Raw genomic sequence first — 21066 nt, forward strand, 5'->3', positions numbered from 1 at the left:
AAGGAAAGCTCATGCTCATCGCCTATCTCATTTGCCTGCTGGCTGGCGCAGTGCTGATCAGCCTCTCCCTCGACAACGAGGCGGGGTTGGACGGTGAAGCCGGCAACCTGTCCCTGTTGTTCAGCACACCGTTCTGGTCCTTCGGGCTGACCGGGTTCGGGCTCTGCGGCGTGCTGATGATGCTGCTGAGTCCGCCGGGGTCCTGGATTCCCCCCAGTGCTGTGGCCCTGCCCATGGGGCTGCTGATGGGATGGGGTGCCAATCGAATCCTCAGGACCCTGGCCCGCCGCGAGGCGGACAGCCTGGTGCGCAGCGATGACCTGATCGGCCACCAGGGGAGGGTTTCCCTGACGATTGAACCTGGCGAGCGGGGGTTTGTGGAACTGAATGTGCGCGGCAGCCTGATTCGTCGGCCGGCCCGCTGCAGCCAGGGACAGCTGCTGCGCGACACCAGCGTTGTGGTGATCCAGGCGGATGCCAACACCCTGGAGGTGGAAGCGCTGGAGAACGCGACGTGAGGCGGCCTTACCAATCGGCGCTACCCAAGGGGTCACCCTGCCGCCGCCATGACGCACCCACCCGGTCTTCAGACCCAGGCCACGACTCCGGCATTCATTCCCTCCAACCGCAACCAGAGCGAAGCGGTGATCGGTGGTGTCGCAGCACTGTTCATCCTTCTGGTCGCCCTGAACCTGATCAGACGCTGGATGATCCGCATCTGCCGGCCCAACGAGATGCTGGTGGTCACAGGCAGCCGCAGCAACCAGGGTCAGCAGGGCATCAAGGGATACCGGGTGGTGGCCAATGGCGGATGGACCTTCGTCAAGCCAATCCTGGAGACCGCCCGCCGCATGGATGTGACCCTGCTGCCGGTGCTGGTGGAGGTGAAGAACGCCTACTCCAAGGGAGGCACGCCGCTCAACATTCAGGCGATCGCCAATGTGAAGGTGAGCAGTGATCCGGAGGTGCGCAACAACGCCATCGAACGCTTCCTTGGCCGCAATCCTGAGGAAATCGTGCAGGTCGCCAGGGAGAACCTGGAGGGCAACCTCCGCAGTGTGCTGGCCCAGCTCACCCCGGAACAGGTGAATGAGGACCGACTTCGTTTCGCCGAGCGGATCGCTGAAGACGTCGGCGACGACCTGCGACGTCTCGGACTGCAACTCGACACCTTCAAGATTCAGAGCGTCTCCGATGACGTGGACTACCTGAACTCAATCAGTCGCAGGCGGGTGGCCCAGATCGTCTGCGACGCCAAAATCGCAGAGTCGTAAGCCATCGGGGAGGCGGAGCGCAAGGAGGCCGAGATGGAGGAAGTGGCGGAGGTGGTCAGCAGCGAAGCCGAAACCGTGGTTCTGGAGAAGGACAACGCGGTGCGCACCAAGGTGGCGCAGATGGAGAAGCAGGCCCGTTCCGAGGAGGAGCGCACCACGGCAGCGGAACTGGAAGCCAAGGCCAAAGCACAGCAGAAACTGCAGAAGGTGCGCTCGGAGCTGGAGCGTCTGAGGCTGCAGGCGGAGGAGGTGCTGCCTGCCCAGGCCAACCAGAAGGCACGGAAACTGCGCGCCCGCGGCCAGGCTGCAGCCACCGCAGAGGATGTCAAGGCCAGCGCCCTGGTCAACGACCTGCTCACCCAGGTGTGGGAAGACGCCGGCAGCACCGCTGAACTGGTGTTCCTGCTGCAGCAGATCGAGATGGTGCTCGACCAGGCCACGCGGCTGCCATCCCGACTGACCCTGAAACGGATCACCAGCCTCGATGGCGACGACGCCACCAGCCTCGCCAGCCTGGTGGCCCTGAACCACGTCGTGGTCCGTCAGTTCTTTGAGCAGGTGAAAGAGATCCTCGGCATCGATCTGCTCGCCACCCTGTCCACCACCCAGCAAGGAGACAACTGATGTTCATCGCCCTCGGACTCACCGGCGCCGCCGGCATCTGGGCTTTCGTGGTGCTGCTGCGACAGCTCTATTACATCTGTCAGCCCAGTGAGGTGCTGATCTTCGCTGGACTTCGCCGCACCACCGGCAGCGGCCAGAGCGTCGGCTACAGAACCGTGCGGGGCGGCAGTGCCCTGCGCATTCCCCTGCTGGAGGAGGTGATGCGGCTCGATCTGAGCAACATGATCATCGACCTCAAGGTGGAAAACGCCTACTCCAAGGGAGGCATCCCACTGAACGTCTCCGGGGTGGCCAACATCAAAATCTCCAGCGATGAACCGGGAATCCACAACGCCATCGAGCGCCTGATCGGCAAGGAGCAGGACGAGATTCGCCACATCGCCAAGGAAACCCTGGAAGGCAACCTGCGCGGTGTGATGGCCAGCCTGACGCCGGAACAGCTGAACGAAGACAAGATCACCTTTGCCCGCACCCTGCTGGAGGAAGCGGAGGACGACCTGCAGAAACTGGGTCTTGTGCTCGACACCCTGCAGATTCAGAACATCTCCGACGATGTTCGCTATCTGGACTCGATCGGCCGCAAGCAACTGGTGGAACTGAAGCGCGATTCCCGCATTGCCGAAGCGGAAGCCAAGTCGCAGTCAGCGGTGAAGCAGGCGGAGAACGAACGCACCACGGCCCTCAGGCGGCTCGACAAGGACCTCGCGGTTGCCACCGCCGATGCAGAAAAACGGGTGAAGGATGCCCTGACGCGTCGTGAGGCCCTCGTGGCTGAGGTGCAGGCTCAGGTGGGAGCTGAACTGGCCCGCGCTGAGGCGGAGCTGCCGGTGCAACAGGAGCGCATGTAGCAGGTCACGCAGCAGCTTGAAGCGGATGTCATCGCCCCGGCGGAATCGGAATGCCAGTCGATGATGGCCGAAGCCAAAGGTGAGGCCGCCACGATCGTCGAGCAGGGTCGCTCCCAGGCGGAGGGCCTGCGCGATCTGGTGGAGTCGCTGAAGCGCTCCGGCGATGACGCCAAGCGACTGTTCCTGTTGCAGAAACTCGAACCGCTGCTGACGATGCTCAGCGACACCGTTCAGCCGATCAAGGTGGAGGAGGTGAACCTGATCGGCGAACGGGAGGGGGGGATGAACCTGTCGCTGGCCACCCTGCTGAAACAACTGCAGGAGAGCACCGGCCTGCGGTTGCCTGTCAGCGAGAGCGAATGAAACGGTTCATTCGGCTACACCTTCGCCAGGATCAAATCTCGAATCCATCGTTCCCATGTCGCGTGCCACCCGCCTGATCAACCGTCTCGACAAGGTGCTGGCGCGTCATGACAGCTTCGGCGACGATCCGGCGGCCTTTGTCGAGAGCGTGTTCGCCGAAATCGAAGAGCAGCTTGAACTGGTCAAGGCCAAGTCGAAGCCCGAACACTGGGCTGAGATCTATGTGGAGCGGGATCGCGCCAGGATCAAGGAGCAGGTGCTGAACCGGGTGATGGCCCGGGGGTCGGAATCAATCGACTAAACGGAATCGTCGCTGGAGCTGTTGCCGGTCAGCAGATCCGGCGGCAAGCCACCGAAGGTCAAGGCCAGGTTCTCCGGGGTGAACACCTCGGAGGTCTCGCCATAGGCCAGAACGGTTTTATTGATCAGCACCACGAGATCACAGAACTCGCGCACGTGGCTGAGGTCGTGGGTGGAGATCAGGATCGTGCGACCGTCCTCTCGGAACTGCATGAACAGCTCCGCCATCAGCTTTTCGGTGCGTACATCCACGCCGTTGAAGGGTTCATCCAGCAGCAGCACATCGGCACGTTGTGCAATGGCCCGCGCCAGAAAGGCACGTTTGCGCTGTCCACCGGAGAGAGCACCGATCGGCCTTGAGCGGAGATCAAACAGCTCCACCCGTTTAAGGGCATCGCGAACCGCTACACGGTCGCTACTGCGGGGGATGCGCAGCAGATTCATGGCGCCGTAACGGCCCATCATCACCACATCCCAGATGGAAACGGGGAACTGACTATCGATGCCCTCGCTCTGGGGCACGTAGGCCACCGACTGCTGACGCTGGGCCTCCGCAACCGAAGCGCCGTTGATGCGGATGCGCCCGCGGGAAGGACGCACAAAGCCGGTGAGAGCCTTGAACAGGGTGGACTTGCCAGCACCGTTCATGCCCACGAGGCCGCAGATGCAGCCGGCGGGCAGATGCAGGCTGGCGTCGTACAGCGCCACAGTGCCGTTGTAATCAACGCAGAGCTGATCCGCCTCGATCCGCATCAGCGCTGCACCTCCAGAAGCCCGGTCCTGATCAGACTCACATTGTGGCGCTGCAGCTCGAGCAGGGAGGCTGCCGGTCCATCCGGATCGGACAGGGAATCGACGTAAAAGCTGCCGCCGAAGCGGGCTCCAGCAGCGGCGGCCACCTCCCGCTGCGCCTTGTCAGAGACGGTGGTTTCGCAATAAATCGTCGGGATATCACGCTCCCGAACGGTGGTGATCAGGCGGGCCATCCGTTTCGGCGTGACCTGGCTCTCCGCATTCACCGGCCAGAGGTAGGCCTCCTCGAAGCCATAGTCCTGCGTCAGATAGGAGAAGGCACCCTCACAGGTCACCAACAGGCGGCGGTCCGAAGGAATGGTGGCGAGGGCATCGCGCAGATCACGGTCCAGCTGTTGGAGCTGGGTCTTGTAGCCGGCGGCATTGGCTTCAAACTGTGTGGCGCCGGCGGGGTCGAGGTCGGAGAAAGCGTCCACCAACCGATCCACGTAGTGCATGGTGCGCTGCGGAGACATCCAGGCGTGGGGGTTGGGCTTGCCGGCGTAGGCATCCTCCGTGATCAACAGCGGTTGCATCCCCTCCGAGAGGGTGAGGGTGGGAACGTCGCCGGCGGCGGCGGTGAACCGGCGGAACCACAGCTCGAGGCCGAGACCGTTCTCGATGATCAGGTCTGCGGAACTGGCGCGTTCGATATCACTCGGGGTGGGCTGATAGCCGTGGATTTCCGCTCCTGGCTTGACGATGGAACGCACCTGCAGACGATCTCCGGCCACATTTCGGGCCAGATCGGCCAGGACGGTGAAGCTTGTGAGAACGGTTGGCCTGGAATCCAGCGGCTGAGCCTGTTCATCACGGCTGCTGCACCCTGCCACCGCAAACAATGCCAGCAACAGAAAGCTGAGCGGATGACGCCATGCCCTCCGGAACAACGCCAAAACCATTGCGTCGGCACTGACTCTTCACTGCAGGCATCATTGCCTGTGGAGAACCCCTGAAGGGCATGCGCAAGAAGGAACGGGCGCAGCTGGTGCTGGAGCGACTGAACGAGCGCTACCCGGAAACGCCGGTGCCCCTGGACCACATCGATCCATTCACGCTCCTGATCGCCGTGCTGCTCAGTGCCCAGTGCACCGACAAGAAGGTGAACGAGGTGACCCCGGCCCTGTTCGCAGCGGGGCCGAACCCTGCGGCCATGGCGCAACTGGAGGAGGGGGAGATCCTGGAACACATCCGGCAGCTGGGGCTGGCCAAGACCAAGGCCAAGAATGTCCGCCGACTGGCGCAGCTCCTGCTGCACCGTCACAACGGCGAGGTCCCCCAGAGTTTCGAGGCGCTGGAAGCACTCCCTGGGGTGGGTCACAAAACCGCGAGCGTGGTGATGTCCCAGGCCTTCGGCGTGCCGGCCTTCCCGGTGGACACCCACATCCATCGCCTGGCGCAACGCTGGGGACTGAGCAGTGGGGAGAATGTCCAGCAAACGGAAAGAGACCTCAAAGGTCTGTTTCCCCGCGACAGCTGGAATCGCCTTCACCTGCAGATCATTTTCTATGGGCGGGAGTTCTGCACCGCCCGTGGTTGCGACGGTCGGACCTGCCCGCTATGTCAGGAGCTGTATCCGAACCGCCGCAAACCTGTGGTCACACGCAAGGCGTGATGATCAGAGGTCGTCCTCGGCGTTGGCCTTGATGCTGCAGTCGCTGGTGGGATAACTGACGCAGAGCAAGGCAAATCCCTGGCCCATCTGGTCGTCGTCGAGGAAGCTCTGATCGGTCTGATCAACCGAGCCACTCAACAGCTTGCCGGCACAGGTGGAGCAGGCGCCGGCGCGGCAGGAGTAGGGCAGATCCACACCGGCTTCTTCCGCGGCATCGAGGATGTAGACGTCATCGGCGCATTCGAACGTCGAACCACCTTCGATGCTGATCTTGTAGGAGGCCATTCAGGAAAAACGGACTGCTCGCTTGATAGCCGCGTTGCCCACAACGTGCCGTGCCAATCGAGACATGGTCCGGGTCTTCACTCAGTCGTTGTCAACAGGAGCAGATCCCAATAAGGCCAAAACCTGAACGAGGCCACTGGCCTGGTCCTTGATCACAACAGCGGCGCTCTGTTTCAGCGGTTGTATGAAATGTCGCTCACCCGGCAGCATCTCCCGAAACATCTGACGGATCACGTATCGAGGGGAGCGATGCCGATCGCGCACATCCCGGCGCAGACGTCGCCACAGTCGCCTCGGAACGGATTCCTCCAGATAAACCACACCGCTGAACGGGAAATCATTCACCAGGTGCTGAGGTCCATAGGCGCCCTCCAGAAGGATCACGTCATAGGGCTGTTGGATGGGCCGGCGATCCACCCGGCGGGTGCGCATGTCGTAGAGGCGCAAGGTCTGGGCCTGGCCCTGACGTGCGGCGGAGAGATCAGCCCGCAACGCCTGATCATCGATGGCATCGGCCGTATCGAAGCCGAACAACGGATGGGGGCTCCAATCCTGGCGGTAGTAGTCGTCGCAGGCGATCAGCAGCGGCTGACGACCACAGTCCTGCAGGGCTCTGCTGAGGGATGCCGCAAAGGTGGTTTTGCCGGCCGCGGAGGGACCACAAATGCAGAGGACAGGCAGGGCCGGAGTCATGCCCCCATGCTGACAAGGCCGGAGCAGACCACAGCCTACAATTGGTAGCCGTTGTTACAGAAGTGTCCTATGATCAAATCACGTTGAGCTTCGATCTCGGAGCTGCAGTCAGACCCACGCCAGGCAACGGGGGCATGGGCGCTGAAGAGGTGATGTCATGAACACACTTCAACTGATCAAAGCCCGCACCACCCGCACCCGGGCCATGCAACGGGCACGCCTGCAGATGGCCAAGGCCTTCGACGGCACAGAACACATCGATACAGCCCACACGTCGGTGGGATTCGGCAAGAAGCCTCAACTGCGTTATCGCGGCGTGGCCTACGAACCGATCCAACAGAACCAGGAGGCCACCGGCGGCCGCGCACTCCGCTACCGCGGCGTGAGCTACGGGGTGTATTGATCCTCCAAACAACAACAGCTGGCGGGGGACATTCCCCCGCTTTTTTATGTTCAGCCCTTGGGGACAAATGCCTGGGACGCCGCAATCAACAGCCCGGTGATCAGCAGAGCAGGAAGGACAACGGAAGGACCGCCGGGAGCCGTTTGAGATGCGAACAGCAGCATGGAGGGATTGAGCTGAAGTCTTCAGGCTGCCAGAACTGGAAACGGTTGGCGGCGAGCAGTCACCGTTGTGAACGAAGTCCCGCTCTTGATCGAGGGTCAACAGGCAACGATCACCGGAAAGAGAAACAATTCGCCCTGAACAACCGCGCCGGAACCTGAAGCACTGGCTTTGCAGCGGGGAGAGTGCTGGGGAGCAGAAACCATCACCTCACCCATCAGCTTGCGGGGGCGAATCTGGGACTGCCGCATCCAGGCATCGGCGCGGAAGGTGGCGTAGGGAGAGCTGCTAGCCATGAAGACCTCACTGATACACCTGTTCTAGTTCGTCTGTACTAGTGCGTCAACAGGCTGATCAGATTCCGCAGCCACCATCGACATTGCCGTTGTCGTCATGGATCTGCTGCAGGCGCCTCAACAGATCGGCATCACCGACGATCACCCGACGGCGACCGTCCACTCCCATGTAGGTGAGCTGGCCGTTTTCATTCACCACCAGGGCCGTCAGCGGCGTGACCGTTGGGGGCTGGTCCATGAATCAGCGAAGCGCGGGATAAGTGAAACAACCCATGCCAACTGTGGCTGTTCACGCTGCACTGAAGCTAGTTCCAGTCCTTCTCGATGACCTCATGCCCCTGGCCGCGCCGGCGCGCGCCCATCGATCGACTGCGGGACTGGTGGACCCCACCGCTGCGTCGATCGACTGCAACCACCCCTGATGCGAAGGACCAACAGCAGCTCTGGAGCAACCTGATGCAGGGCGGTTTCTGGCTTTCCTGAGACAAAACAACAATCCCCAATCGGGTGGATCTGGATTGATCAGAAGCTGTGAACCTTGAATCAATCCACGCATTTGCCGTTGTTTCTCACAGCTTTTCCACAAACCGAAATCTCAGGACGGCCGTGCCATGCAGGGTCTTGTCCCTGATCGGGGAAAATCGCCTTTCCCCTTGACGAAGCACGAGACCGGCCTGTAGTAAGGCGCACATCCAGCCCCAGATCGCCTGCAATCACAGTGCTTGCCTCCAGCAAGAACGTTCGGATCGTCCAGGCAGCACGGTTTTGACGAAGGCCCCGCTGTTGTGTGGAGATGGGACGGACGAAGGGAGAGAAACGACTTGCTGACCACACCGGACGCGATGCCGCCACACGTGAGTGTGGAAAACCAGTTGCCGCAGGATCTGTATGAAGCCATGGGTCGATTCATCAGCAGCCATCCCCAGTGGGACCAGTACCGGCTGGTGCAGGTGGCGATCGCAGGATTCCTGTTTCAGCAGGGCTGCGACGAGCGGGTGGTGGCCCAGCACTATCTGAAGGGGTTGTTCCACCTCCAACCAGATCCATGCCGGATGGTGATCGACCGTTGAGCTGTGATTGCTGCACGACCCCGGGAGTGCTGCACTACAGGGTCAGAACCGATGCGCACACGGAGTGGATCTTCGTTTGCCCGAGCTGCTGGCCGCAGGTGAAGTCCCAACCCGGGTACCGCTATGGAGGAACGCGAAAGGCGAATCGCCGGCGGCGGCGCCGTTGACGTCAAGCCAGCGGCTCACAGTCGTAGGCAACGATTGAGCCGCGACGCTGCAGGAATTCCGGCCGGAGGGGATCTTCAACCCGCCACCACCAGCGCCCATCAGTGTAACTGGGTGGCCCAGCGTTGGTCGTGCGCGGCAACTGCAGGGTCAGCCCCCGCCAACGGATCAGAACCCCATCTCCCGGGAGCGTGCCCGCTGAGGTGTTGGGAATTCCTCCAGGCAGACCGGTCGGATCCACCGCACCAGCGACGGTCTCCACCGACAACGGATCACCGTCACAACGCCAGTCCGCAGCAACCGGGAGCGGCCAGAACCAGACCAGCGTCAACAGGATCACCGACAGCAGAGCGGCCACGACAGAATTCCTTGATGACACTCACCCTCGTCTACGACGGCGGCTGCCCCTTCTGCCGATCCTTCGCCCTTCGCAGCGAGCTGGTGGGCGGAATCCAGCAACTTGTGATCCGCGATGGCCGGAGCGACAACGAACTGCGCAGCCGCCTGCAACAACAGGGGCACCGTCTTGCCGACGGGGCGATGCTGCTGGAGGGCGACACGATCTGGCACGGCAGTGCGGCCATTGCCGAACTGTGCCGGCGGATGCAACCGAGCGATCCACTGCTGACGCTGCTGGGACAGTTGTTCCGCGATGAGGGTCGTGCTGCAGCTCTTTATCCCTCCCTGCTGCTGGCACGACGACTCGCTCTGAACGTTCAGGGCCGACCTGTGGACCCAGACGCTGAGCCGATCTGACCAGCACCTGGGGTGGCATTCGGACCCCGTGCGGGACTACGGTGAAACCAGTCCTTCAGATTTGCTTAAGCATCGACTCCGACCCCCTGGTTCCTGACGCCCTGAGCCGCCAACAGCTCAGCTCTCTGCTCAAAGCGGCGACCGAGGGAGCGGAGGCGCGGTTGCAGAGCATTGATGAAGACGAACTTCTGCGGGCGGCCCTGAGCGCCTGGGCCGATCAAACCAAGGAGCTGCTTCAGTGGCTTGAAAGCCAGGGAGACGCTGTCAGCGACACCAGATCAACGAAGCAGGTGATGGCGTTGGGCAGTTTCCGCACCCATCTGGTGATGGGGCTCAAAGCCTTGCGTTACGCCGAAAGCTGATCACACCCGGTTTCAGCAGGCCTGTTCAAGCTCCAGGGTGAGGCCGGCATCAACCTGTTCTTCAAAATCCTTGAGCTCAGCATTGAGCTCCATCAACATCACGGCCAAAGCCGTGGCGAATTCACAACAAAAATCGTCCGTCACAGTGTCTCAGAACGGGACCCAGTTGTTCTAGAGACAGGATGTGCGCGGCCGTGGCATTGCTCAACCGTCCGTCACATACCAAGGAATCAGGCCACGAGATGAACACTGAACAGCTCGGTATCAAGCTTCAACTGATGCATCCGCTCGCGGATTCCCTGACAGTCTCGGCAGGAGCATTGCTCTTGACCGACTTCAACACGATGCAAGAGAAGCGGAAGGATCTGATCTTCGTCCTCGTAAAAAAAAGGCATGATTCGGCCGGCACAGAATAAGAATTGGGATGATCTTTGCCGGGATCAACGTCAACGACAACAACAAATGCAACTCAGTGATGTTCTCAACACACTGAAAACGTCAGGATTCAACAACAACCGGCATTGGCACCTGCAATCCCGCAGACCGAGCATCATCCAGCAGGTCGCTGAGGCAATCCATGCCGAAACAAGCCTGGCCAGCCAGCAGCGTGTTCCACTCCTGCTCAGGGAAATGGGTCTGCAACCACAAAGCGCCGTGGACGCTGGCCACGCTCAGACGACCAAGCCCGGGAGCATCAACGTGTTGAACGAGGAGGTCCACAGCTGGTTTCGAACTCAACTGATGCCATTACGCCGAACAATCCGGCAAGGTAATGTTCGTGTTGATACAAAAATGCCATCTGCCCCCCGCAATTTCATTGATTGTTTGCGTATGGTTCTATTTGCTACCGGGATGACGTCGTGTCTGAAGACCTGATCGCCATCCTGCTGTCGTCCGTTCTGGTGGGTGCAGGGATTGTTGTGGCGCGCTTCTTCCGGGAAGCGTCGCTCTTGGCTGCGACATTTCTGGTGGGCTTCATTGGCCTGGAGCTGGCGCTGGTGCTGATCAGTTGAGGCTGTCGCTGCGGTTCCAGCGCATGCCCAGCCTGAATCGTTGATATCGAATCAAGGCCTCCTCCTGGCTGAGGTGGGGATAAAGATCCGAAGCTTCCTTGAGGGTTGCGGGCTCACTCAACCAATCCTGTTCCGCAGGGGTCGCCGATCCCGCCGAAGACCTCTGCCAACGCTGGGAACCTGGCAGAAAGCGACGCCAACGATCAAGAAGCTCCAGGGGATGAATCACGGTGTTTTCACAGAAAAACTCGTTTCCAGGGGCTGTGCGCTGGCTCAAGCCTGAGCTAGCACCAAGGCAGCAAGAGGTGAATGATGGCCCGATTCGGACTGAAGATGATCACCGATCACCTGCCACGCATTGGACGGAAGCGCCCTGTTGTGCTTCCAAGCGACGCCACGGAAACCCAGAACATTCCCAAACCGGATTACTGGGCGATGGATTGTGCCGCCAACCCCTGGCGCAAGGGATGCCGGACCTACGACAGCTGAGCGCCGAGCTCAACAAGCCGGCACTGGATCCAACATTGAACGCGTTGTGAGGGAGAAGCCCATCTGGCGCAGCCGCGCATTGGAAACGCGGGCGTTGAACACCCTGGCCCCTGGACGATCATGGTTGTCCCAGATCACCGGGGGGAGTCCCTCGTCATCACAGAGGGCGTTGGACAGCTCCCGCCGCGACAGTTGAAGGTCATCCACCAGGTTGTAGATCCCCTGAAGTCTGCGTTGCAGGGCGAATTCCACCCCCCGCACGATGTCGTCCAGGTGCACCCAGGCATTGATGTGGTTGCCGTTCTTGGCCACCTGCTGACCCGCAGCACGTCGGATGTAGGAGGAGATGTCCTTGCCGGGACCGTAGATGCCCCCCAGCCGCAGAACACAGGTCTGAATCAAGGGGGTGTTCAGCCCCAACACCGCATGTTCCGCCTCAACAAGAAGAGCATTAGTGGTGTTGCTGAGGTCCGGTGGTGACAGCTCCGTGGTGATGGCGCCGGACTGATCTCCATAGATCCCCGCACTGCTGAGATAACTGACATGCAGTGGGCGTGCCCGCGGACGCTCGCGAAGAGCGTTCACGAGAGCATGCACCGCGTCGCCATAGACCGCCCGGTACTGATCCTCCTCGTAACTGGCTGTGGTCGGAGCCATGGCGATCAACAGACCATCAAGGTCGTCCAGAACACTGAAATCAGCAGAGGGATCACCGCAGCGGAGAATGCGGGGATGATCCACCAGGTCGCAGAGTTCGACCAGGCGAGCGGGGCCGGTGGTGGTTCCTGTGAGCTCGACACCCTGGCTGCGCAGGTGGAGCGCAACAGCGGATCCGACATACCCACAACCGATAACCCCGAACCGCTTGGCCATAGCGCGTCACGTCACTTCACATAACGTAACCATTCACAGACTGGGTCGGGTCTCAGAACAACAGCCGCAGCACTCCCAGCGTGACCAAGGCAAGGGCGACAGTCATAGCCAGCCCCCCCAGCAGCAGAACAATGCCGGCCACGAAACCGAGGCGCGCAGCAGTCTGGGGAAACAGGAGATAAAAACTGATTGCAAGGGCCACCGGCCACATCGGTGGCAACAGCAGGCAGAGGGCCGTCAGCAGGGTGAGACGACGGCGTCGACTGAGGTTCTGCTCCCTCTCCTGTTGAAGCTGCAGCTGTTGACGATCCAGCACGTCCTGCTCTTCGTCGCTGAGCCAGCGCCCCCGATCGCGGGCGGCCTGCAGGTCCTGCTCCAGATTTTGGGGAGTGGGTCCCTCAGCCATTCAGTTGACGGAGCAGCGAACGACGATCCTCCTCCAATTCATCCTGAATCATGAGTGCCACCGCCTGCGGATCATCCAAAACCATGTCATGGGTGAAACGAAGCGTGCGCAGATGGCGACTGAGCAAACGGTCACGGTCGTAGTCCTTGTCGCGCCGTTTGGTTTTGTTGTGGCGAGCCCCGTCGATTTCCACATTGATCAGTCCATGGGGCGAAATCACCAGCAGATCGAGGGTGCGACGGGTTCCTGACGCACCCCCGGGAATGCAGACGTGCAGCTCAAAGCTGAACAGAAGACCTGCCGCCTCGAGAGCCTCACAAAGACGCACATGACCTTCCGACTGAAGATCGATCCCCTTGAACCTGTGCTCCCCCTCGGCCATGGAAGGCCTCAGCGGTGCACCAGACGTGCATGCAGATCACACACCTTGATGGCCTTGGCAGGGGGTTCCTGACAGAGCGCACCCAACTCCTGGTTCAGCTGCTGAAACAAGCCGAGCTCCGCTCCTGGCAAGGAGGAGAGCGCACTCATCAAACCGATCATCGCCACCATCACCACCGCAACAACCTCCAGTCCAATCTTGAGACAAGATTAAGACTCCAGTGGGCTCTCGTCGTCCTGTGGTCGATCCAGGTCATCCACCTGGACCACCCCTTTCAAGGTGCCGAGATGGAGCAACAATCCGGAGCGCCAGGCCGACTCAGAATCAATGGCCTCGATGCTCTCGGTGTCGAGCACGCCATGGCGATCAACAATCAGATCAAACAACGGAGCCATGGTGAGGTCGCGGAGTCTCCCCTATTCAGGCAAGAACACCTGGAACGCACATCCCCCAAATGAGGGATGCTGCGCCGACTGAATGGCGTCAGGCCTGGGCTGCCAGAACGGACAGTGCGGCCAGTACGCCAACGGCGATCACAACGAACGACAGACCCATCGCGATCTCGTTGCTGCGCTTTCTGCTCTGATAACTGCGCATGGATGGATCGCGAAGGACATCAAACTTAAAGGCGTAGTCACTTCCCAAGCCGCAAAGTCAACAGGACTTGATATCGGCGAAATCTTTCTTCATCAGCTCTTGATCGTGAGCGGCATCAACCTCGATCCATTGAAGAATCAACCCATGCAGGCAAGCCAGAGCACGCTGCTGCTCAAACGACCCAGCCGGTGTGTATTTGAAATCCATGAAGATCCGATCGGCCTGCGGACGCTGCTGCAGACAACGCTCCTGGATGGACATCAGCTCTGGGGTTGACCGGTTCCAGCCAGGCGCCAGACCCACAGCACCATGCTGGCCGCTGAAAGGGCACCGAAAATCGTGAGGAGGAGCTGGGTCGTCATCAGGAAATAGCGGGCCGATGGCGCCGCCGAGCTTCGCTTTACAAAACTACATGCCTTTGACGTTTGACGTGGGCGTGCGCATCAACGCGCGGCTGGCGGCAACGCCAGTGATCGATGTGTCATATTAAGGGGTGTAGCAGGTTCATCAACCTGCGAGCTGAGCAAACCTGATAACGCAGGCGAGCGAGAACCCAATAACTCTGGTTTGAATTCCATGAAGACCCATCCCACCGAGCGTGCATCGAACGCGGCTGCGCACACGTCCGCAGTTCAGGAGCGCTCTGAGTCCACGCAGCGCAAAGCCTCCCCTCAGCTGATCAGCTGGGAGGAGGTGATCGGAGAACGCTGAGCGTCAGCCCCGGCTGGGATCAGCGGCGGGGTTCAGCCTGACGAACAGTGATTCCACGCCCCATCCACTCGACATCCTGGAGATCGTCGATGGCGGATTTTTCATCCGCAGCGTTAGCAAGGTCGACAAATGCAAAGCCACGCTTTCGGCCGGTTTCCCGATCCAAAGGCAGGGAACACTTGCTGACCTCGCCGTACTGGCTGAACAGATGAACGAGGTCTTCTCTCTCAGCGTCCCAGGAGAGATTGCCAATGAAAATCGTCAAAAAAAGAGCCAAAACCGGTCTTACTCACCATCGCATACAGCCGTTCAAGACGCGCTGTTCAACCAGCAGGCTCCGGCGTCTTTTGCAGTGAGAGAACGAACTTCAGCAGTGCTGATGCCAGCAGCGCATCCCCTTCGAGCACCAACAGACGATGCACCGTCATCGCCTGCGCCAGGTCAGGCGTCACCGAACCGTTGAGCAAGCCACGGGCTTTGCTGCGGGCGACGATGTGTTGGAGCGACATGGTCATGGCTCCAAGCTGGCTCAATTGCGCCAAAGCCCCTCAGGTCTTCCACTTTGCAGCGGGATTGCGGGGCGGCTGTCCATCTCACCCGGGAAACGCGCCATCCCCATTGAGACGTTTGGAGGCAATTCGATAGAAGACCTGTTGTTTCGAACCTTTCACCCATTCAATTGTTCACGCTGTCAACAACTGCAGCAACGTCATGGGTGGATTGAGTGGCACCAAATCAGACGACTTCATCAATGCCGCCAAAGCACGTGGTGAAGCCGCCATCCAGGACAACCAACCCAAGCTGACCAAGCTGGAGAAGGCCTTCCGCCATGCCGCCTTGCGGCGACGCGCCCAGGACGCCCGCAGAGCAACCGACGATCATCGCGCCAAACCGAAGGCCCATTAACAGGTCCATTCAAGATTCGCAAGGCCAGACAGCGATCAGGATAAATCTCGAAACATAGTGTTACGTTTAATAACTCTGTGTTTCCTGCGGATGTTCACGCTCGAAAAAGCTCGTCAGATCTTCCCGGAAACACTTGCAGCTGGGGCAGTTCCGGCCATTACAGCGCGCTTCAAGCTGTTGTGCCCGGAGGATCAGTTAGCACTGATCTGGTTTGCCTACCTGGAGATGGGGCAGACCATCACCGTGGCGGCACCGGGTGCGGCCCGCATGGAGCTTGCACGGCCGACCCTGGATGAAATCCTGGCAATGAGCTTTGACGAGCAGACCAAGGTGATGTGCGACCTGGCTGCCAAAATCAACAGCCCTGTTTCTGTTCGATACGCCTACTGGTCAGTGAACGTGAAGCTCTGCTTCTGGTATGAGCTGGGAGAGTTCATGCGCCAGGGCAAGGTGGCACCCATTCCTCAGGGCTACAGGTTGTCCGCCAACGCCAACTCCGTGCTGGAGGCCGTCAAGAAAGTGGAGCAAGGCCAACAGATCACTCTGTTGCGCAACTTCGTGGTCGATATGGGCTACGACCCCGATGTGGATGACAGCAAGGTGGTCTCCGAGCCGATCGTGGCACCGACACCGGTTGATCAGCGGGAAGACATTCTGATCCCCGGCGTGCTGAATCAGACCATCCTTAGTTACATGCAGCTGCTTAATGCCAACGACTTTGATCAGCTGATCGATCTGTTTCTCAATGATGGTGCGCTGCAGCCCCCCTTCCAACGTCCCATTGTTGGCCGCGAAGCCATCCTGAAATTCTTCAAGCGCGATTGTCAGAACCTGAAGCTGATGCCCCAGGGCGGTTACGGCGAGCCAACGGAAGGTGGCTTCAACCAGATCAAGGTCACCGGCAAGGTGCAGACCCCTTGGTTCGGTCGGGACGTTGGCATGAACGTGGCCTGGCGTTTCCTGCTGGATGAGAATGACAAGATCTATTTCGTAGCCATCGACTTACTGGCATCTCCAGCCGAGTTGCTCAAGCTGGGTGGCAAATGAGTTCAGCCCCCAGGCTCGCAAAGGGTTGGTTCTGGCTGGTCTGATTGGATCAGCCTGGCTGCTCACCCTTGGCCTGGGCTTCAGCCTGCCGCTCCATCAGACCTCTTGGCTGCTGATTGGCTGCTTGGTTCTGCTGAGGTCGTTTCTGCATACCGGGCTGTTCATCGTTGCCCACGACGCCATGCACGCCAGTCTCGTTCCGGATCATCCCGGTTTGAACCGCTGGATCGGCAGGGTTTGTTTATTGATGTATGCGGGCTTGTCTTATAAGCGATGTTGCCGCAACCACAGGCGTCATCACCAGGCACCAGAAACGGTTGAGGATCCTGACTACCAACGGTGCACGAACAACAACATCCTGGATTGGTATGTTCACTTCATGAGCAACTATCTGGGCTGGCAACAACTTTTGAATTTAAGTTGTGTTTGGCTGGCGCTTACCTTCAGAGTATCTGATTACTCTGCGCAGTTCTTCCATCTGTTGTTGTTCAGTGTTCTGCCACTTATTGTCAGTTCTTGTCAATTGTTCCTGGTGGGAACCTGGTTACCCCATCGACGTGGAGCCACGACACGACCGGGCGTTACAACACGCAGCCTAAATTTACATCCAGCACTCTCTTTCGCAGCTTGTTACCACTTTGGCTATCATCGCGAGCATCACGAATCGCCTTCCACACCCTGGTTTCAGCTGCCAAAACTTCGAGAAGGATCATTGATTTGATTTTTTCCGATCAAGGCTGATTTCCTTAACACTACTTTTCCTTTCATGTCGGCAACAGACTGGACATCCGAAGAACAGGCTGTTGCCCGCACTGCTTTCGAGCTCGGCAAACAGCGTTCCATCACTGCTTTGATTACAACTCTGCAGGAGCAGTCCAGAAAGCTTGATACTCCGGAATCGATCTGGAAGCTGCATGACCACCTCAGCACTGAGCGCTATTTGTTTGAAGGACGCGCTGAGTTTGACAAAAGCAACGTGTTATTCGTGTTGGCCGACATGATTAAACAACGTCTGATCACGATGGACGATCTGCAGGGATTGGATCAAACCAAAGTGAGCAAAGTGAAAGCAATGTCGATGTTCTAGATGCACCCAAACGTGGTGTCAGAACCGCCGCGCGATTTCAACGCAGTGACCGGCCCTTCCAGGTCCATCCCTGCCCTGTGAGGGTGCGCCAGACGGAAACAGGCCCGATGGCACCGACGATCAATCCCCCAGCTCCCATCAACCACCAGTAATCGATGGGCAGCTGGAATTGCTGCCGCGTCCAGAGACGAAGAATGAGCTGCTGACCAACAGCCACCAGGGCGGCAGTCAAGAGCGCCAGCCAACACCCCTGCATCGGCGGAAGAGCCAGCAGCAACCCGATGGCAACGGGCAGCAGCAGCCAGGGGATGCTGAACATCACCACCACAACGCCCGCCGCGGCAAGGGCCTTGACTGGATCGCGATCCAGCCCGAGACACCAGTTCTTCGTCCACCCCTCCCACAGCGCCGCCAGATCGGCATACATGCGCAGATCAACGGCGTCGAGCCCCAGCAGGTAACGCAAGCGATAGCCGCCCGCCTTGATCGTCCGCGCCAGGGCCAGGTCCTCCACCACCTCCGCCGCCAGGGCACGGTGGCCACCGATGCGCTGGTAGACACTGCGGCGGAAGAGCATGAACGGTCCCGCCGCGAAGGCGACGTCGGAGGCGGGATCATTGGCGGCCTCGATCGGAAAACCCAGCCCCAGCAGGCTGGCCATGATCGGTTGCACCATCCATTCGGCCAGGCAACCGCAGGTGAGTCGCGGCGCCAGGCTCAACAGATCCGCCTGATCCGAGATCGCCTGGGCGAGGGCGCGCTGCAGGGCATCGGCCTGCAGCTGCACATCGGCATCGATGAACAGCACCCAGTCGCTGTGGACCTGCTCCATCGCCCTGGTGCAGGCCCAGTTCTTGCCCACCCAGCGTTCCCCCGCCGGACGCGGTCCTGCTGACAGCAGGCTGAACCCTGCCGAGGTGTGGGGGAGATGGGCCGCACTGGCCGCCGCCAACTCCGCCGTGGCGTCGCTGGACTCGTCATCCACCACCAGCACCTGCCACCCTACACAGGGCGGCGTGGAGCTGAGAACGCTCTCCAGACAGAGGGCGATGTTCTCCGCTTCGTTGTAGGCCGGAATCACCACCGTGAGGGAGGTCTCGGGCAAGGGCTGCACCTGGGGAGGCTGCAGCTGCGGCGCCACGGAAAACACCCGCCAGAGGCCGAGCTGGAGGATCAGCAGGCCGATGCAGGAGGCCATCGCAGCGGCCAACAGCCCCAGTGCAACGATCACCGGTGGATCCAAAGGCTGTCGGCAGGCACGCCATTTCCACCATCGGCGGCTGCAGCTCCAGAGGCAATGCGCCTTAACACCGATTGCCCGATGTGCTCCACCGCACCAACAATGTGTTCATCGAGATCGGAGGAGCCCATGACGGCCGACACTCCACCTGAGCACAGCTGAGAAGCAGCCTGACTGACTCGGCCCCTGCTCCAACAGTTTCCACCCATGCGTAAGGCTCGTCCTTTGGCAGGCATTCCTTGAGCGCCACGTCAATCGACACTCCACTGCACCGCCTTTCAGGTGCCCAGGAGTCCCCAAGCCTTCACCCCTGGACCCCATGGCCCCAGGCGCCAACCAGCCAGACGCTTCGACCGGTTCTTTCAGTCCCTTTGCTTGAGGTTCCAACTCCCTGAAGCATCACTGATCAGGTCGATTGCTATGCATAAACGAGCGAGGTAGGCCGTCCTTCCCATCCGGGAGGGGCGGCCTTCCCCTTTGAATGGACTGCTGCAATTCAGCCGCGGAGCTGATGTTTACCCAACGCAATCTTTGATTTGCCGGATGTCACCTTTCCGCATATGTTATTTCTGTGAAGAGAAGCGCAGAAGGAAGATTTCCTAACGCGGTGCATCCTCTGGACTGTTTGATGGCACCCCTGATCCCTCCACGGCGTTGACTTCACGCAACCGTGATTCCGGAGCAAAGCGATGACATCAACCCCAGTGATGACCACCCGTGATGGAGACACTGTGAGCATGTTCAAGGGAGTGGACGGTCCGCTTTTCCGCGCCTGCAACGGCAACCGCTGCGTGATCTGCCGCGACCTGGTGATCGCCCTCGAACATCTCAAGGTGTGGCGGCAGAAGCTCTGATCAACAGAGAACGAGGGCTGCGGTCTACCTCTGGCGTTTGAAGGTGTAGCAACCACCGTGGTAGCCGGTGAAGGGCTGGGCATAGGTGGTGAGTTCCCAGCCCTGCTCCCCCAGCTCGTTCATCAACCCCACCAGAGTCACATCACGCTGGGGGTGGCTGCGGGAAATGATCTGACGATCATCCAGCCACAACTCCTCGATCTCACCGGTCCACGATTTACCGCGGGGCACAAAGCGGAGCTGGGTGTATTCCCACTTCATCGCAGACCGGGAAAGGGCAGTGGATCAAAGCACGCCGAGGGGGCCCTTCTTCTTCTTGCAGTAACCAGCGCCGATGTTCATCCAACCGGCCTTGCAGGCCTGGCCGTTGGTGGGAGCCACCTCGTAATAGACCGGGGAGACGCAGGTGGTGCCGAAGGTATTGACGTAGCCGGCCGGGCACTGGTCATAACCAGGGGCCTTGGGGATCTCCTTCTGGGCCAGGGCAGCGGAGGGAGCCAGCACTAGGGGCAGCAGGGCGAGAAGAACGGAGCGCATCAGTCGGAACACTGCAAAAGAACCCACAGTCTTTAGACCAATCGGTCGCCATCGACAGCTGTTCAGGCGACCTGTGTTCCAAGGATCCGACAGAGTGCCGACACTGAACATTCACAACCATGACCCCTCCCAGCCGCGATCAGGTGCTGGCGGCCTCCGCCGGCTGGGTGGCCGTGCTGCTCAACGTGGTGCCTGGCCTGGGGGCCGGCTACCTGTATCAGCGCCGCTGGCGGGCCTACTGGATCACCTCGGCGGTGGCCACCGCCTGGTTCGTGGCCGGTGCCGTGCTGGCCCAGGACGCCGATGCGGCCGCAGAAGCCCAGAACCAGCTGGTGGGGCTGATCGGCCTGCTGGTGCTGGCGGGGGTGACCGCCACCGAAGCCGGTCTCGAGCTCAAGCGGGTGCGGCAGACAAACGCCTGATCAGACCTTCAGAGCCACACTCTCGTGGCTCAACAGAGGGGCATGCAGCAGATCGAACACAGCATCGATCCGTTCCGCCTCCGGTTGTGCAATCGACAGCATCAGTGCGAGCACATCCAGGTGACGACGTTCCTCGGCTGAATAAGGGCCATCCGATCGCATCAACTCAGAGGCCATCGCATAGGCCGTCAACGCCTGGGCAGGGGTGAGGACTCCAGCCGCCTGAAGCATCAACGCCTTGTTGCCACGCTCCCGGCGCAACGCCAGCACAGCATCCATGAGCAGCACCATGTCGTTGTCGCTCATCCGGCAATAGGGCTCTCGGTAATCCAGGGCATGGCGCAGGGATCGAGCCCCGGCCCGCGACAGGGTTCCATCCCAGGACACGGCCGTCAGACCGACGGCGGCAAACGCGGTGACAAGGTTCATGCCGGCCCCAAACAACTGACCGTTCAACCTGCAAGATCAGGAGGGGGACGTTTTGTCAAAACCAC

44 protein-coding genes and 1 pseudogene are annotated in these 21066 nt (G+C 60.2%); 23 read left to right on the forward strand and 22 right to left on the reverse strand.

Annotated features, from left to right (window positions below; all coding sequences use genetic code 11):
- The first annotated feature begins 11 nt into the window (after nucleotides 1–11).
- From SynA1528_RS06665 to SynA1528_RS06680, 5 genes and pseudogenes are all read left to right on the forward strand, one after another.
- Complete coding sequence (locus tag SynA1528_RS06665) at nucleotides 12–518, forward strand: NfeD family protein (protein WP_186586082.1); 507 nt, start codon at nucleotides 12–14, stop codon at nucleotides 516–518.
- A 48-nt stretch (nucleotides 519–566) separates the two neighbouring features.
- Nucleotides 567–1274, forward strand: a complete 708-nt coding sequence (locus tag SynA1528_RS13230; protein ID WP_286187755.1) for a flotillin family protein — start codon at nucleotides 567–569, stop codon at nucleotides 1272–1274.
- Between the two features lie 33 nt (nucleotides 1275–1307).
- The gene (locus SynA1528_RS13235; protein ID WP_286187756.1) at nucleotides 1308–1898 is read left to right on the forward strand and encodes a flotillin family protein; all 591 of its coding nucleotides are present in this window, start codon (nucleotides 1308–1310) and stop codon (nucleotides 1896–1898) included.
- Nucleotides 1898–3109, forward strand: a pseudogene (locus SynA1528_RS06675) (flotillin family protein). The gene SynA1528_RS13235 and the pseudogene SynA1528_RS06675 overlap by 1 nt, the downstream one beginning before the upstream one ends.
- Nucleotides 3110–3164: 55 nt before the next feature.
- Complete coding sequence (locus SynA1528_RS06680) at nucleotides 3165–3410, forward strand: hypothetical protein (RefSeq protein WP_186586083.1); 246 nt, start codon at nucleotides 3165–3167, stop codon at nucleotides 3408–3410.
- On the opposite strand, the gene SynA1528_RS06685 is transcribed toward SynA1528_RS06680, so the two are convergent.
- Entirely contained in the window at nucleotides 3407–4162 is a 756-nt protein-coding gene (locus SynA1528_RS06685; protein WP_186586084.1) for a metal ABC transporter ATP-binding protein, read from the reverse strand. The two genes, SynA1528_RS06680 and SynA1528_RS06685, sit on opposite strands and share 4 nt — an antisense overlap.
- Nucleotides 4162–5103, reverse strand: coding sequence for a metal ABC transporter substrate-binding protein (locus SynA1528_RS06690; protein WP_186586085.1), 942 nt, complete (start codon nucleotides 5101–5103; stop codon nucleotides 4162–4164). Before SynA1528_RS06690 ends, SynA1528_RS06685 begins: the two co-directional genes overlap by 1 nt.
- 59 nt (nucleotides 5104–5162) lie before the next feature.
- On the opposite strand from SynA1528_RS06690, the gene nth reads away from it, so the two are divergent.
- On the forward strand, nucleotides 5163–5816 hold the full coding sequence (nth, locus tag SynA1528_RS06695) for an endonuclease III (protein WP_186586086.1): 654 nt from the start codon (nucleotides 5163–5165) through the stop codon (nucleotides 5814–5816).
- A gap of 3 nt (nucleotides 5817–5819) precedes the next feature.
- Here nth and SynA1528_RS06700 read toward each other — a convergent pair whose 3' ends face one another.
- Both SynA1528_RS06700 and SynA1528_RS06705 read right to left on the reverse strand, forming a co-directional pair.
- The gene (locus SynA1528_RS06700; RefSeq protein ID WP_186586087.1) at nucleotides 5820–6101 is read right to left on the reverse strand and encodes a 2Fe-2S iron-sulfur cluster-binding protein; all 282 of its coding nucleotides are present in this window, start codon (nucleotides 6099–6101) and stop codon (nucleotides 5820–5822) included.
- A gap of 81 nt (nucleotides 6102–6182) precedes the next feature.
- Entirely contained in the window at nucleotides 6183–6794 is a 612-nt protein-coding gene (locus SynA1528_RS06705; protein ID WP_186586088.1) for a nucleoside kinase, read from the reverse strand.
- 157 nt (nucleotides 6795–6951) lie between these two features.
- On the opposite strand from SynA1528_RS06705, the gene SynA1528_RS06710 reads away from it, so the two are divergent.
- Nucleotides 6952–7197, forward strand: a complete 246-nt coding sequence (locus SynA1528_RS06710; protein ID WP_186586089.1) for a hypothetical protein — start codon at nucleotides 6952–6954, stop codon at nucleotides 7195–7197.
- Between the two features lie 260 nt (nucleotides 7198–7457).
- Here the strand turns inward: SynA1528_RS06710 and SynA1528_RS06715 are convergent, their stop codons facing one another.
- Nucleotides 7458–7655 (reverse strand): hypothetical protein, encoded by a 198-nt coding sequence (locus tag SynA1528_RS06715; RefSeq protein ID WP_186586090.1) that lies wholly within the window; start codon nucleotides 7653–7655, stop codon nucleotides 7458–7460.
- Nucleotides 7656–7713: 58 nt separating this feature from the next.
- Complete coding sequence (locus tag SynA1528_RS06720) at nucleotides 7714–7893, reverse strand: hypothetical protein (RefSeq protein ID WP_186586091.1); 180 nt, start codon at nucleotides 7891–7893, stop codon at nucleotides 7714–7716.
- 86 nt (nucleotides 7894–7979) lie between these two features.
- Between SynA1528_RS06720 and SynA1528_RS06725 the strand changes: the two genes are divergently transcribed.
- From SynA1528_RS06725 to SynA1528_RS13360, 3 genes are all read left to right on the forward strand, one after another.
- Entirely contained in the window at nucleotides 7980–8138 is a 159-nt protein-coding gene (locus tag SynA1528_RS06725) for a hypothetical protein (RefSeq protein WP_186586092.1), read from the forward strand.
- A gap of 359 nt (nucleotides 8139–8497) precedes the next feature.
- Nucleotides 8498–8725, forward strand: coding sequence for a DUF2811 domain-containing protein (locus tag SynA1528_RS06730; protein WP_186586093.1), 228 nt, complete (start codon nucleotides 8498–8500; stop codon nucleotides 8723–8725).
- Complete coding sequence (locus tag SynA1528_RS13360) at nucleotides 8701–8892, forward strand: DUF8622 domain-containing protein (protein ID WP_502707704.1); 192 nt, start codon at nucleotides 8701–8703, stop codon at nucleotides 8890–8892. The genes SynA1528_RS06730 and SynA1528_RS13360 overlap by 25 nt, the downstream gene beginning before the upstream one ends.
- Nucleotides 8893–8894: 2 nt before the next feature.
- Here SynA1528_RS13360 and SynA1528_RS06735 read toward each other — a convergent pair whose 3' ends face one another.
- A complete protein-coding gene (locus SynA1528_RS06735; RefSeq protein WP_502707705.1) occupies nucleotides 8895–9248 on the reverse strand; it encodes a DUF8671 domain-containing protein in 354 nt (117 codons plus the stop codon).
- Nucleotides 9249–9262: 14 nt separating this feature from the next.
- Here SynA1528_RS06735 and SynA1528_RS06740 point away from each other — a divergent pair, with 14 nt between their 5' ends.
- Together SynA1528_RS06740 and SynA1528_RS06745 are read left to right on the forward strand one after the other, a co-directional pair.
- On the forward strand, nucleotides 9263–9646 hold the full coding sequence (locus SynA1528_RS06740; RefSeq protein WP_186586094.1) for a DCC1-like thiol-disulfide oxidoreductase family protein: 384 nt from the start codon (nucleotides 9263–9265) through the stop codon (nucleotides 9644–9646).
- Between the two features lie 41 nt (nucleotides 9647–9687).
- Nucleotides 9688–10008 carry a hypothetical protein gene (locus SynA1528_RS06745; RefSeq protein WP_286187758.1) on the forward strand — a complete coding sequence of 107 codons (321 nt, stop codon included), beginning with the start codon at nucleotides 9688–9690 and terminating at the stop codon, nucleotides 10006–10008.
- Nucleotides 10009–10020: 12 nt separating this feature from the next.
- On the opposite strand, the gene SynA1528_RS13240 is transcribed toward SynA1528_RS06745, so the two are convergent.
- Nucleotides 10021–10152: a hypothetical protein gene (locus SynA1528_RS13240; protein ID WP_286187759.1), complete on the reverse strand. Its 132-nt coding sequence runs from the start codon at nucleotides 10150–10152 to the stop codon at nucleotides 10021–10023.
- Between the two features lie 50 nt (nucleotides 10153–10202).
- Here SynA1528_RS13240 and SynA1528_RS06750 point away from each other — a divergent pair, with 50 nt between their 5' ends.
- Nucleotides 10203–10424, forward strand: coding sequence for a hypothetical protein (locus SynA1528_RS06750; RefSeq protein WP_186586095.1), 222 nt, complete (start codon nucleotides 10203–10205; stop codon nucleotides 10422–10424).
- Nucleotides 10425–10506: 82 nt separating this feature from the next.
- On the opposite strand, the gene SynA1528_RS06755 is transcribed toward SynA1528_RS06750, so the two are convergent.
- On the reverse strand, nucleotides 10507–10728 hold the full coding sequence (locus SynA1528_RS06755) for a hypothetical protein (protein WP_186586096.1): 222 nt from the start codon (nucleotides 10726–10728) through the stop codon (nucleotides 10507–10509).
- A gap of 140 nt (nucleotides 10729–10868) precedes the next feature.
- On the opposite strand from SynA1528_RS06755, the gene SynA1528_RS06760 reads away from it, so the two are divergent.
- A complete protein-coding gene (locus SynA1528_RS06760; RefSeq protein ID WP_186586097.1) occupies nucleotides 10869–11021 on the forward strand; it encodes a hypothetical protein in 153 nt (50 codons plus the stop codon).
- Here the strand turns inward: SynA1528_RS06760 and SynA1528_RS06765 are convergent.
- Nucleotides 11014–11298 carry a hypothetical protein gene (locus SynA1528_RS06765; protein ID WP_286187760.1) on the reverse strand — a complete coding sequence of 95 codons (285 nt, stop codon included), beginning with the start codon at nucleotides 11296–11298 and terminating at the stop codon, nucleotides 11014–11016. The two genes, SynA1528_RS06760 and SynA1528_RS06765, sit on opposite strands and share 8 nt — an antisense overlap.
- 35 nt (nucleotides 11299–11333) lie before the next feature.
- Here SynA1528_RS06765 and SynA1528_RS06770 point away from each other — a divergent pair, with 35 nt between their 5' ends.
- Nucleotides 11334–11510, forward strand: a complete 177-nt coding sequence (locus tag SynA1528_RS06770) for a hypothetical protein (RefSeq protein ID WP_186586098.1) — start codon at nucleotides 11334–11336, stop codon at nucleotides 11508–11510.
- Between the two features lie 9 nt (nucleotides 11511–11519).
- Here SynA1528_RS06770 and SynA1528_RS06775 read toward each other — a convergent pair whose 3' ends face one another.
- The 5 genes from SynA1528_RS06775 to SynA1528_RS06795 are packed head-to-tail and all read right to left on the reverse strand — an operon-like array spanning nucleotide 11520 to nucleotide 13566.
- Nucleotides 11520–12383, reverse strand: coding sequence for an SDR family oxidoreductase (locus tag SynA1528_RS06775; RefSeq protein WP_186586099.1), 864 nt, complete (start codon nucleotides 12381–12383; stop codon nucleotides 11520–11522).
- Nucleotides 12384–12435: 52 nt separating this feature from the next.
- Nucleotides 12436–12789 carry a hypothetical protein gene (locus tag SynA1528_RS06780; RefSeq protein ID WP_186586100.1) on the reverse strand — a complete coding sequence of 118 codons (354 nt, stop codon included), beginning with the start codon at nucleotides 12787–12789 and terminating at the stop codon, nucleotides 12436–12438.
- Nucleotides 12782–13171: a DUF559 domain-containing protein gene (locus tag SynA1528_RS06785; protein WP_186586101.1), complete on the reverse strand. Its 390-nt coding sequence runs from the start codon at nucleotides 13169–13171 to the stop codon at nucleotides 12782–12784. Before SynA1528_RS06785 ends, SynA1528_RS06780 begins: the two co-directional genes overlap by 8 nt.
- Before the next feature lie 8 nt (nucleotides 13172–13179).
- The gene (locus SynA1528_RS06790) at nucleotides 13180–13341 is read right to left on the reverse strand and encodes a hypothetical protein (protein ID WP_186586102.1); all 162 of its coding nucleotides are present in this window, start codon (nucleotides 13339–13341) and stop codon (nucleotides 13180–13182) included.
- A 39-nt stretch (nucleotides 13342–13380) separates the two neighbouring features.
- Entirely contained in the window at nucleotides 13381–13566 is a 186-nt protein-coding gene (locus SynA1528_RS06795) for a hypothetical protein (RefSeq protein WP_186586103.1), read from the reverse strand.
- Between the two features lie 82 nt (nucleotides 13567–13648).
- Here SynA1528_RS06795 and SynA1528_RS06800 point away from each other — a divergent pair, with 82 nt between their 5' ends.
- Together SynA1528_RS06800 and SynA1528_RS13245 are read left to right on the forward strand one after the other, a co-directional pair.
- Nucleotides 13649–14044, forward strand: coding sequence for a hypothetical protein (locus tag SynA1528_RS06800; RefSeq protein ID WP_186586104.1), 396 nt, complete (start codon nucleotides 13649–13651; stop codon nucleotides 14042–14044).
- Nucleotides 14045–14344: 300 nt separating this feature from the next.
- Nucleotides 14345–14479: a hypothetical protein gene (locus SynA1528_RS13245; protein ID WP_286187761.1), complete on the forward strand. Its 135-nt coding sequence runs from the start codon at nucleotides 14345–14347 to the stop codon at nucleotides 14477–14479.
- 19 nt (nucleotides 14480–14498) lie between these two features.
- On the opposite strand, the gene SynA1528_RS06805 is transcribed toward SynA1528_RS13245, so the two are convergent.
- Both SynA1528_RS06805 and SynA1528_RS06810 read right to left on the reverse strand, forming a co-directional pair.
- Nucleotides 14499–14744: an RNA recognition motif domain-containing protein gene (locus SynA1528_RS06805; protein WP_042504323.1), complete on the reverse strand. Its 246-nt coding sequence runs from the start codon at nucleotides 14742–14744 to the stop codon at nucleotides 14499–14501.
- Nucleotides 14745–14802: 58 nt separating this feature from the next.
- Nucleotides 14803–14994 carry a hypothetical protein gene (locus tag SynA1528_RS06810; protein WP_186586105.1) on the reverse strand — a complete coding sequence of 64 codons (192 nt, stop codon included), beginning with the start codon at nucleotides 14992–14994 and terminating at the stop codon, nucleotides 14803–14805.
- Nucleotides 14995–15190: 196 nt separating this feature from the next.
- Here SynA1528_RS06810 and SynA1528_RS06815 point away from each other — a divergent pair, with 196 nt between their 5' ends.
- The 4 genes from SynA1528_RS06815 to frp all read left to right on the forward strand — a co-directional run bounded on the left by SynA1528_RS06815 (nucleotide 15191) and on the right by frp (nucleotide 17519).
- The gene (locus SynA1528_RS06815) at nucleotides 15191–15385 is read left to right on the forward strand and encodes a hypothetical protein (protein ID WP_186586106.1); all 195 of its coding nucleotides are present in this window, start codon (nucleotides 15191–15193) and stop codon (nucleotides 15383–15385) included.
- 90 nt (nucleotides 15386–15475) lie between these two features.
- Entirely contained in the window at nucleotides 15476–16432 is a 957-nt protein-coding gene (locus SynA1528_RS06820) for an orange carotenoid-binding protein (protein WP_186586107.1), read from the forward strand.
- Complete coding sequence (locus SynA1528_RS06825; protein WP_186586108.1) at nucleotides 16422–17153, forward strand: fatty acid desaturase; 732 nt, start codon at nucleotides 16422–16424, stop codon at nucleotides 17151–17153. The genes SynA1528_RS06820 and SynA1528_RS06825 overlap by 11 nt, the downstream gene beginning before the upstream one ends.
- A 45-nt stretch (nucleotides 17154–17198) precedes the next feature.
- Nucleotides 17199–17519 carry a fluorescence recovery protein gene (gene frp / locus SynA1528_RS06830; RefSeq protein ID WP_186586109.1) on the forward strand — a complete coding sequence of 107 codons (321 nt, stop codon included), beginning with the start codon at nucleotides 17199–17201 and terminating at the stop codon, nucleotides 17517–17519.
- A gap of 37 nt (nucleotides 17520–17556) precedes the next feature.
- On the opposite strand, the gene SynA1528_RS06835 is transcribed toward frp, so the two are convergent.
- A complete protein-coding gene (locus tag SynA1528_RS06835) occupies nucleotides 17557–18717 on the reverse strand; it encodes a glycosyltransferase family 2 protein (RefSeq protein ID WP_186588333.1) in 1161 nt (386 codons plus the stop codon).
- 29 nt (nucleotides 18718–18746) lie between these two features.
- The gene (locus SynA1528_RS06840; protein ID WP_186586110.1) at nucleotides 18747–18890 is read right to left on the reverse strand and encodes a hypothetical protein; all 144 of its coding nucleotides are present in this window, start codon (nucleotides 18888–18890) and stop codon (nucleotides 18747–18749) included.
- 558 nt (nucleotides 18891–19448) lie between these two features.
- On the opposite strand from SynA1528_RS06840, the gene SynA1528_RS06845 reads away from it, so the two are divergent.
- Nucleotides 19449–19613, forward strand: coding sequence for a hypothetical protein (locus SynA1528_RS06845; RefSeq protein WP_186586111.1), 165 nt, complete (start codon nucleotides 19449–19451; stop codon nucleotides 19611–19613).
- Between the two features lie 24 nt (nucleotides 19614–19637).
- Here SynA1528_RS06845 and SynA1528_RS06850 read toward each other — a convergent pair whose 3' ends face one another.
- Together SynA1528_RS06850 and SynA1528_RS06855 are read right to left on the reverse strand one after the other, a co-directional pair.
- Nucleotides 19638–19874, reverse strand: a complete 237-nt coding sequence (locus tag SynA1528_RS06850) for a hypothetical protein (protein WP_186586112.1) — start codon at nucleotides 19872–19874, stop codon at nucleotides 19638–19640.
- Nucleotides 19875–19898: 24 nt separating this feature from the next.
- Nucleotides 19899–20150, reverse strand: coding sequence for a hypothetical protein (locus SynA1528_RS06855; protein ID WP_186586113.1), 252 nt, complete (start codon nucleotides 20148–20150; stop codon nucleotides 19899–19901).
- A gap of 119 nt (nucleotides 20151–20269) precedes the next feature.
- Here SynA1528_RS06855 and SynA1528_RS06860 point away from each other — a divergent pair, with 119 nt between their 5' ends.
- A complete protein-coding gene (locus SynA1528_RS06860) occupies nucleotides 20270–20572 on the forward strand; it encodes a DUF8646 family protein (protein WP_186586114.1) in 303 nt (100 codons plus the stop codon).
- Here the strand turns inward: SynA1528_RS06860 and SynA1528_RS06865 are convergent, their stop codons facing one another.
- Nucleotides 20573–21001 (reverse strand): tellurite resistance TerB family protein, encoded by a 429-nt coding sequence (locus SynA1528_RS06865; protein WP_186586115.1) that lies wholly within the window; start codon nucleotides 20999–21001, stop codon nucleotides 20573–20575. It lies immediately after the preceding gene.
- Nucleotides 21002–21066 lie beyond the last annotated feature (65 nt).

Origin of the sequence: Synechococcus sp. A15-28, from assembly GCF_014280175.1 — a bacterium.
Classification (GTDB): Bacteria; Cyanobacteriota; Cyanobacteriia; order PCC-6307; family Cyanobiaceae; genus Parasynechococcus.